The organism is Streptomyces sp. NPDC001941, from assembly GCF_040296945.1.
Lineage (GTDB): Bacteria > Actinomycetota > Actinomycetes > Streptomycetales > Streptomycetaceae > Streptomyces.
Genome location: NZ_JBEOYE010000006.1, coordinates 165,325 through 174,684, shown reverse-complemented (window position 1 = coordinate 174,684; position 9,360 = coordinate 165,325). Strand labels below are relative to the sequence as shown.

Below are 9,360 nucleotides of genomic sequence, written 5' to 3'. Positions count from 1 at the left end.
CGGTCCGTCGGGCGCCCGCGCCCGCGATCGCGATCGCGGACACCCGGTACCGGTGTACGAGGCCGGTGTACGAGATCGACGAACGACCGCGGGCGCGACACAGCGGCCGCATGACGGCGGACACCTGACGCAGGGCGGCGTCGGCCGGTGGCGACACCGGCCGGCGGGCCCCGGCCCCCTCCCTGCCTGACCGCCGACCATCCCCAGGCGCACAAGGCCCCAGGCACGCACAGCCCCAGGCGCACAAGGCCCCGGTACACGCGGCCCCCAGGCGCACAAGGCCCCAGGCACACGAAGCCACGGCTCCCGGCACACGGAACAGACATTCACCACCCCGCGCGGACCCCGTGGTCCCGGCGCGGGCACGGCACCACTGCCCGTCCCGGCGCGCACCGCCGCCCGGCGGCAGACATCCCCTTCCCTGACAGAAAGCGCAGACACCTCATGTCCATCGTGACCCCCTCCTCGACCGCGTCGGCCTCCGAGCCCGAGGGCAACTCCCGTACGGCGCTGGCCCCGGGATCCGCGCCCGCCCCGGCGATCACCCCCGCCGACACCCACGCGACCACCTCCAGCCCCGCCCCCGCCCCCGCCCCGTCGGCGGCGTCCCGGGCGGCCGTGTCGCTGCCGCTCACCAACCCGGGCGTGGACGTCATCGAGGTCGCCGAGATCCGGCGCAAGGCGATGCTCGACGCCCTCGACCCGGGCCCGCGCCCCGGTTCTGCCGCCCGTCCGAGCCGCCGGAGCCTGCTCTCCAAGCTCAAGGGCTTCTACGCCCAGGAGCTCACCCACGACGTCCGGAAGCCGGAGCACAACGGCTGATGGCTCCGCAGTCCGCCGCCCGGTCCCGGGCGGCCAGCCACGACGGGGGAAGCGCGCTTCCCCCGGCCACAGAAAGCGCAGATCCCACATGCCCATCGTGAACACGGCCCGCATGCTGATGGCCTTCGAGCCGGACTACGAGCAGATCGCCTCCGGCGGCCGGGGCGGCCCCGCCCCGTTCGCCCGCGTCCCGCACGCGGCGGCCCTCGCGGCCGCCGCGGGCGCGGCCCCAGTACGCCCCGAGGCGCGGGGTGCCGTCGGCCAACCCGGGTCCCACGCAGCCCTGTTGGCGTTCCCGTACGACCGCGTCCGGGACGCACAGACGGCACCGCAGCCGCGGACCGGCCGGGCCGGAGTACCCGACGCGTCCGTACCGGTTGCCCAACTCCACTGCCGCAGACCCCAACTGACGGGTCTTCAGGCAACGGCTCCGCAATGGAGATGGGCCAGGCCCTATCCGGTGGGCCCGCTGCTACCGCCCGGCCGTCGGCGCCACCGGCCCCGACCAGGGGGAGTGGGCGCGGCCCCCACCCGGAATCCCATCCCACTCAGCGGACTGAAAGGTCTCTTTCACCCACAGGCGAGGAGTATTCTCTATGGCCCTCATAGGTGGCCCCAACTTGTCGACAGGGAACAACCTGGACGACGGCGGGGTGACCCGCCAGAAGATCAAGGCGGGCACCCTGCGCCGGATCCTGCCGTACGCGGTGCGCTACCGCGGACAGCTGACGATCCTGGTCCTGGCGAGCCTGGCGTGCGGAGCGATCACCGCCGCGAGTCCCCTGCTGCTGAAGTTCATGATCGACGACGGGATCGTGCCCAAGCGGTTCGAGATCGTCCTGATGCTGGCGTTCGGGATCGTGCTGCTGGCACTGATGGAGTCGTTCGTCCTCTACATCGAGGCCCGCTGCTCGGGCCGGATCGGCGAGGGACTCGTCTACGACCTGCGGACGGAAGTCTTCGAGCACGTCCAGCGCCAGCCCCTGGCGTTCTTCTCCCGGGTCCAGACCGGAGCGCTCGTCAGCCGGTTGAACACGGACATCGCCGGCACCCGGCAGGCGATCACCTCACTGCTCACCCAGGCGGTGTCGGCGCTGCTGACGCTCGCCATCGTGGTCAGCACGATGATCTACCTCTCCTGGGAGATCACGCTGGTCGCCCTGGCGATGGTGCCGCTGTTCCTCTTCCCCGCCCGGATCATCGGGCGCAAGCTCCAGCGCATCACCCGCGAGCGGATGAACCTCGACGGCGAGATGGGCTCGATGATGAGCGAGCGCTTCAACGTCTCGGGCGCGGAACTGGCCAAGCTGTACGGCCGGCCGGCCTCGGAGGCGGCGCTCTTCGAGGAGAAGGCGGGCCGGGTCCGCGACATCACCGCGCTGAACGTGGTGCACGGCCGGATGTTCTTCATCGTCATCACGGTCCTCACCTCGATGACGACGGCGATCGTGTACGGCTTCGGCGGCAACCTGGTGATCGGCGGCGCGCTCCAGATCGGCACCCTGGTGGCGATGGTGACCCTGCTCTTCCGGATGTACGGGCCGATCAACCAGCTCTCCAGCCTGCAGATCCAGGTGCTCACCGTCCTCGTCAGCTTCGACCGGATCTTCGAGATCCTGGACCTGAAGCCGCTCGTCGACGAGAAGCCCGATGCGCGTGACCTCACCCGGCCCGGCCGCGCGGGCGACCCGGGGGAGGGCGGCCTGGACGTCGAGTTCGACCACGTGTCGTTCCGGTACCCGACCGCCGAGGAGGTCTCCCTGGCCTCGCTGGAACCCCTCGCCCTGCGCGAGAAGGACCGCGGGGACAGCGCCTGGATCCTCAAGGAGCTGAGCTTCACGGCACCCGCCGGGAAGCTCACGGCCCTGGTCGGCCCGTCCGGCGCGGGCAAGACCACCATCACCCAGCTCGTGCCGCGGCTGTACGAGGCGACCTCGGGCTCCGTCCGGGTCGGCGGTCACGACGTCAAGGACGTGACGCTGCAGTCGCTGAGCGACATGGTGGGCGTGGTCAGCCAGGAGACCCACATGTTCCACGACACGATCCGCGCCAACCTGCTGTACGCCCGCCCCGAGGCGAGCGAGGAGGAGCTGGTCGCGGCCTGCCGGGCGGCGCTGATCTGGGACTCCATCGACGCGCTCCCCAACGGTCTCGACACCGTCGTCGGAGACCGCGGCCACCGGCTCTCCGGTGGTGAGAAGCAGCGGATCGCCCTGGTGCGGCTGCTGCTGAAGTCGCCCCCGATCGTGGTGCTCGACGAGGCGACGGCGCACCTGGACTCCGAGTCGGAGGCGTCGATCCAGCGGGCGTTGAAGACGGCCCTCGCGGGGCGCACCTCGCTGGTGATCGCCCACCGCCTCTCCACCATCAGGGAGGCCGACCAGATCCTGGTCGTCGAGGCGGGCCGGATCCGCGAACGGGGCACGCACGAGGAGCTGTTGGCCCACGGCGGGACGTACGCCTCGCTGTACCACACGCAGTTCTCCGAGGAGGTGACGGAAGTGGACCGCCGGCGCCCGGCCTGAGACGGGATCCGCGCATGACGAGGAACCCGAGACGGAGTCCGCGCATGACGACGAGACCGCCGGCGCGGCGAGCGGTGGAGCGGGAGTCCCTCGCGGACGACCGGTTCCACCGCCCGCGGGGGCGCGTCCGACAGGACGCGGCCACTGTGGCACCGGGCCCGGCGGGCGGGCAACGCGTCCGCCCCGCACGCTCCCCGTACCAGGAAGCGCACCGCCCGGCCAGGGGTGCACGGGGGTGTTCGACCGCCGCGCGTACGCGGTTGAACACCCCCGCGCACCCGCTCCCGGCCGGGCTGTTCGACCGTCGGAGCGCCCCGTCGGACGGGCGTTGGCGGACCGGTCGGCGCCGGGTCATAGTGGATCGCCGCCGACCCGAGGAGCCCAGCGGGGCGGGAACGGCGGAGCGCGTACGCGTGACTTGTCCGCACCCCTTTCCCCGGGGTGGGCACCTACGTGATCAGAGTTGTTCGCCTGAGAAAGGACAGTGTGGTGACGAATCCCTTCGACGACCCCAATGCCAGCTACCTGGTCCTCGTCAACGACGAGGGACAGCACTCCCTGTGGCCCGTCTTCGTCGACGTGCCCGAGGGTTGGAACTCCGTGTACGGCGAGGCGAGCCGCGAGGACTGCCTGGCCTACATCGAGAAGTCCTGGACCGACATGCGCCCCAAGAGCCTCATCGAGGCCATGGCCGGGAAGTAGCCCAGGCAGCAGGCACGCACACCTCGGCCCGAAGACGGTGGGAACCGTACTTCGGGCCGAGGTGTGTTCGCGTGCGTACGGGGGTGTGGTGGCGCTCTGAAGGGATACGGGCGACCCACGCGCGCCGTCGCGCCCGGCCGGAAGCGTCCACCGGCCGGGCGCGCGCCCGCTCTCAGCTCGCCACCGCCACGCGCGGCGCCTCCACCGCCCCGGCCAGCAGGGTGGCGACCAGGGCCGGTTCGACGTTGCCGCCGGAGAGCAGCACCCCGATGTCCGTGCCCCGGCCGGCACCCGCGGCATGGGCCAGCGCGCCCGCCAGCGCGGTCGCGGCGGCCGGTTCCACCAGGAGCCGCGCGGTGAGCAGCGCGGTGCGCAGCGCGTCGGCGATGTCCTCCTCGGACACGGTGAGCACGCGCGCCACCGGGGACGCGAGGGAGTAGGGCAGGTCGCCGATCCGGTCCGGGCGCAGCCCGTCGGCCAGGGTGTGGCGCGCCGGCACGGTGACCGGGCCGCCCGCGCGCAGCGCGGCCGTGAAGGCGGGCACCGCCGCGGGCTCGGCGCCCAGCACCGCCGTACCGTGCCCCGCCGCGGCCAGGCACGCCCCGGCCAGGGCGCTGCCCCCGCCGATCGGGACGACCAGGCTGTCCAGGGCCACGCCCTCGTCCGCCGCCTGCTCCAGGAGCTCGGCGCTCGCGGTGCCCTGTCCGGCGACCACGTACGGGTTCTCGTACGGGTCCACCACGTCGTAGCCGTGCCGTACGCGCAGCTCCGCGACCCGGGCCACGCGTTCGGCGAGGGTCGTCCCCGCGAACACCACCCTGGCCCCGGCCTCGCGGATGCGCCCGACCTTGGCCGGCGGCGCGTCGGACGGGAGCACGATCAGGGTGGGCAGCCGGTGCGCGCGGGCCGCCAGGGCCACCGCGATCGCGTGGTTGCCGGTGCTCTGGGCCAGCACCCCCCGGCTGCCCGCCGCGGCCAGCTCCTCCACCGCGAGCAGCGCGCCGCGGACCTTGAACGAGCCGCCGCGCTGGAGGTTCTCGGCCTTCAGCCACAGCCGGGCCCCGCACAGCGCGTCGAGCTGGTCCGAGCGGACCAGGGGAGTGCGCTGGACCCTTCCGGCCAGCCGCCGCCGGGCGCGTGCGACATCGGCGGGACCGGGCGCGGACGGCGCTCCGGTCGGGGCGGGGGCGCTCCTGGTATCGGGCATCGATGTCCCTCCGGGAATGTGCGGACGGATCCGTGAACGCGCGACCGGGCCGGAGAGGAATGCCCTTCCGCGGCGCATGATTGCGCCCGGATTCGGGAAAGGGCGGGAGGCAGCCGGAGTTCGGCACGGATGCCGCCGGTGAATTGCGGGCGAGTGCCCGCGCCAGGCGGTCAACGTACTGCGTCCCTCCGCGAACACGCACGTGTCCGCATTCACGGTGGGCGCGGGACATTCCGTCAAATGCCGAAGGCTTGACGCGAACCGCGGGACTCCACCGGCGCGCGAGCGGGCAATTGCGGCTGTCCTTCGGGCCGGGAATGGCCGCTCAACCGGGGAACACCGCGGTTGAACGGGACGCTCCGCGGCTGAACGCGGCGTTCCGGCGATCATTCCCGGCCAACGGCGCGGTGTGCGGCCGGAAAGTAAGCGGCCCGGGGCCGGAGGGCCGCGGGCGTGGGGTATTACGGGGTGATCCCGGTGGAGCGGTACGAAGCGGGCGCCGGGCGGGCGGCCGTCATTCGGGGGTGGCGGGCAAGTAGCCCTCCTGCACGGCGAGTACGCCGGCCTGGAAGCGGCTGCGCGCGTTGAGGTGGGTGAGCAGGCCCGTGGCGATGCGTCTCGCGGTGCGCGCGGACACCCCGAGCTTCTTGGCGATCGACTCGTCCGTGGCACCCTGGGCGAGCAGCTGGAGCGCCGTGACCTGCTGCGGAGTCAGCTCGCCCGGCTGCTGGGCCGGTGCTGCCGCCCCGAGCGGCTGGGCGGCGCGCCACTCGTTCTCGAACAGCGCGCACAGCGAGGAGATCAGCCCCGGTGAGCTGATGGCCACCGCGCCGACCCCCGTGTGGTCGCTGTCGGTGGCGATGATGGCGACCCGGCGATCGCAAATGATCATCCGGTTGGGCAGGGAAGGGGCCGTCCGCACCAGGGCGCCGTGGGAAGTGAGCCATTCTGCGTGTTCAACACTGGGCTGGTCGCGGCGAATGCTGTCGAGGTATATCGTGCGCATACTGATGCCGCGTTCAAGCAACCGACGGTTGAGAGGACGCGAAGCCCGCATGTTCGCCGCGGTCTGCGCCCCTCCGGGAGCGAAAGTCAGGAATTCTTCTTCGACTTGGTTGTTCAACGCCGCAAGATAATCGCGAATGGAATCGACGCCCTCGAGATATCGGACCGATGCATTCGACTGGGAGGACTGCTCGTGCGCGAACTCGGAGATGAGGCGTGCGGCCGCCGCGCGGCTCGCCTCGATCCGCTGCTGCTGGGCGGCCAGTTCGGCCTGCTGGCGCGCGAGCAGGATCTCCATGCCGAGGTGCGGGTTCACCGCGTGCACCTGGCTCGGATCCTCCGAGGACGCCCGGACCAGGGCCAGTTCACTGAGCTTGTCGAGTGCTCCGCGCAACTCCGCGTCCGGCAGGCCCAGTCGGTCCCCGAGCTCCGACAGGGAGTCGCCGGGGTGTGCCAGCATCCCTCGGTACACGGTTTCCGCGGCGGGGTCGAGTCCGAGGTTGATCAGCATCAAGCGTCCATCTCTGTCGAGCACTCCTGGCAGGATGCACGCAACCGATCACTTCCCAGCTGCGTACACGCGTTCCGGGCAGTTCTTCGCAAGCCTAACCGAGGCCCGTTCTCAGATCATCAAAATTTTTCCACGCCTGCTCCAGGGGACCTGACCGCCCCTTACACAGGCATGGTTGGGGCTGATAGCGACCTCTCCTGAGCTTTTGACGCGTGATGTTCCTCTTTATCCGGGCAAGGTTTTCTTCGTGTATCTCGTCCATATCCGTCTGCTGCCGCCCCCCGGGGCCGTCCCGTGGCCCGAAGACCTGGTGGCCCTGATGTCCCGGGACCAGGGGCCCGACGTCGACAACCGCATCGAGCACGTGAGCCCCCATCCGCACGCCAGGCCGCACCCGGTCGTCGGCGTCTACGTACAGGCGTCGACCCTCCGTGCGGCGGAAGCGGCCACGGAGCGCGCCTGGCACCGCGCGGTGCTGGCCCATCCGCCCCTGGGGGCCTGGACCGTGCTGTCCGTCGAGGCCCCGCTGCTGCGGCGCCACCTCGACGACTGATCCAGGACCGTTGTAAGGACGCTCTTAACTCGCCCTAAAGAAGGGGGAATCAGAGCCTCCACCCGGTGAAGGTCTGGACTGAACGGGCCAAGGCCGCTTTGCCCACCCCGAAGCCTCTTCTGCTACCCGCTGGCTGCGAGAAAACTCATGTCCATCGCCAGCAAGCACCGAGCAGAGCCCGAGCGAGTCTCGAGCGGAAGAGGAACCACGATGATCCGTCAGTTCATTCTCACCAGCGTCGCCGCCGGGGTCGTCCTCCTGGGCGCCCAGTCGGCCTGGGCCGCCGACTCCACGGCGGCCGAGGTCGCGGTGAGCGCGCAGAGAGTGCAGCCGGCCGCGCCCGAGGCACAGGTCAACGACGACTCGGGCTGGCAGCGCCCGGTCCCGACCGCCCCCAGCGGCCTGTCGGCCAAGGGTGACGCGACGACGCAGGACGACTCCGGCTGGCAGGGTCCCAACCCGACGCCGCCGAACGGTTTCGCGGCCAAGGGTGACGCCACGGTCCAGGACGACTCCGGCTGGCAGGGTCCGAACCCGACGCCCCCCAACGGCCTGTCGGCCAAGGGCGACGCGACGACGCAGGACGACTCGGGCTGGCAGGGTCCGAACCCGACGCCGCCGAACGGCTTCGCCGCCAAGGGTGACGCGACCGTGCAGGACGACTCCGGCTGGCAGGGCCCCAACCCGACGCCCCCGAACGGCCTGGCCATCACGGGCAACGACGACCGGGACTCCGGATGGCAGTAGAGGCAGCGAAAGACCCCCAGGTCAGCTCCCTACGCACGGCACTGGAGGTGTCGCCATGACCGCTCAGCTCGAAAGACCGTACACACTGCCCGTCCGCAGCAGCTCGGACTACCTGATCGCCCTGCGCGACAAGAGTCTCAGCGACGCACCCGTCGAACTCGTCGACCTCGACGCACTGCACGTCGTCTACACCCCCCGCACCACCGGCGTGGACACCGAGTACGCCCGGTCCCTCGCCGAGATCGAGTCCGAACTCCCGCCGATCCTCGTCCACCGGCCCACCATGCGGGTCGTCGACGGAGTCCACCGCCTGCGCGCCGCCCAGGCCAACGGACAGACCTGCATCCGGGTCCGCTACTTCGACGGCGACACCACCGACGCGGAACTGCTCGCGGTCGCCCTCAACGTCTCGCACGGCCGTCCGCTCTCCCTGGAGGACCGGGCCGCGGCCGCGGAGCGCATCTTCGCCTCGCACCCCGAGTGGTCCGACCGGGCCGTGGCCGCCGTCGCCGGACTCTCCGCCCGCAAGGTCGCCGAGATCCGCCAGAACTCCGCGGGAACCCTGCTGCACTCCGACCGCAGGATCGGCCTCGACGGACGCTCCCGCCCCGTCGACTCCACGTACGGCAGGGAGCTCGCCGGCGAACTGATCCGGCAGAACCCCACCGCGTCGCTGCGCACCATCGCCCGCCAGGCAGGCCTTTCGCCCGCCACCGTCGCGGACGTCCGCAGCCGGGTGATGCGCGGCGAGGACCCGGTGCCCTCCCGCCAGCGCGGCCAGTCCGACCAGAGCGGCGCGCAGCAGGCCTACCGCCCGCCGCAGCAGCGCCCGGCCGCCACCCGCACCCCCGCCGAGCTGGGCTCCCTGTTCGACGCCCTGCGCCGGGACCCGTCCATGCGGCTCAACGAGATGGGCCGGCACATCCTGCGGATGCTGGACGCGGCCGCCCTGGTCGCCCGCGACCGCCAGCGGTTCGTCGACAGCGTCCCCGCCCACTGCAAGGGCCAGATGTCGGAACTCGTCAGCGGCTACGCCGAGATCTGGGAAATGTTCGCGTACGACCTGAAGAGCAACCCCGCTCCCGAGAGCGCCTGACCGGAGAGACCCGGACCGGCGCGGTACGAGACGCCCGCCACGCGGCGTGCGGCGTCCACCGCCCTTCCCGGCCCGGCCCCGAGTCGCCCACTCCCCCCTCGCACTTGAATCCGCGTACACGCACGCACCCACGTGCCCACGCACCCGCGGACTCCGCACGTACAGGGCTCGTACGCGGCACACATGCGGCAC

Annotated in this window: 8 protein-coding genes; 6 read left to right on the top strand and 2 right to left on the bottom strand. The window is 71.6% G+C overall.

All coding sequences use genetic code 11. From position 1 onward, the window contains the following. Positions 1 to 444: 444 nt before the first annotated feature. From ABT160_RS08150 to ABT160_RS08140, 3 genes are all read left to right on the top strand, one after another. Positions 445 to 822 carry a hypothetical protein gene (locus ABT160_RS08150; protein ID WP_351645059.1) on the top strand — a complete coding sequence of 126 codons (378 nt, stop codon included), beginning with the start codon at positions 445 to 447 and terminating at the stop codon, positions 820 to 822. Positions 823 to 1,442: 620 nt separating this feature from the next. After that, positions 1,443 to 3,347 (top strand): ABC transporter ATP-binding protein, encoded by a 1,905-nt coding sequence (locus ABT160_RS08145; RefSeq protein WP_351645057.1) that lies wholly within the window; start codon positions 1,443 to 1,445, stop codon positions 3,345 to 3,347. 489 nt (positions 3,348 to 3,836) lie between these two features. Next, entirely contained in the window at positions 3,837 to 4,049 is a 213-nt protein-coding gene (locus ABT160_RS08140; RefSeq protein ID WP_351645054.1) for an MbtH family protein, read from the top strand. 172 nt (positions 4,050 to 4,221) lie between these two features. Here ABT160_RS08140 and ABT160_RS08135 read toward each other — a convergent pair whose 3' ends face one another. Both ABT160_RS08135 and ABT160_RS08130 read right to left on the bottom strand, forming a co-directional pair. Continuing rightward, on the bottom strand, positions 4,222 to 5,256 hold the full coding sequence (locus ABT160_RS08135; protein WP_351645053.1) for a pyridoxal-phosphate dependent enzyme: 1,035 nt from the start codon (positions 5,254 to 5,256) through the stop codon (positions 4,222 to 4,224). Positions 5,257 to 5,770: 514 nt separating this feature from the next. Next, positions 5,771 to 6,772, bottom strand: a complete 1,002-nt coding sequence (locus ABT160_RS08130) for a LuxR C-terminal-related transcriptional regulator (RefSeq protein ID WP_351645051.1) — start codon at positions 6,770 to 6,772, stop codon at positions 5,771 to 5,773. A 247-nt stretch (positions 6,773 to 7,019) separates the two neighbouring features. Between ABT160_RS08130 and ABT160_RS08125 the strand changes: the two genes are divergently transcribed. The 3 genes from ABT160_RS08125 (at position 7,020) to ABT160_RS08115 (ending at position 9,168) form a co-directional block, all read left to right on the top strand. Next, a complete protein-coding gene (locus tag ABT160_RS08125; RefSeq protein ID WP_351645048.1) occupies positions 7,020 to 7,325 on the top strand; it encodes a hypothetical protein in 306 nt (101 codons plus the stop codon). A 210-nt stretch (positions 7,326 to 7,535) separates the two neighbouring features. Beyond that, on the top strand, positions 7,536 to 8,072 hold the full coding sequence (locus tag ABT160_RS08120; RefSeq protein ID WP_351645046.1) for a hypothetical protein: 537 nt from the start codon (positions 7,536 to 7,538) through the stop codon (positions 8,070 to 8,072). A 55-nt stretch (positions 8,073 to 8,127) separates the two neighbouring features. Continuing rightward, a complete protein-coding gene (locus tag ABT160_RS08115) occupies positions 8,128 to 9,168 on the top strand; it encodes a ParB N-terminal domain-containing protein (protein ID WP_351645045.1) in 1,041 nt (346 codons plus the stop codon). Positions 9,169 to 9,360: the final 192 nt, after the last annotated feature.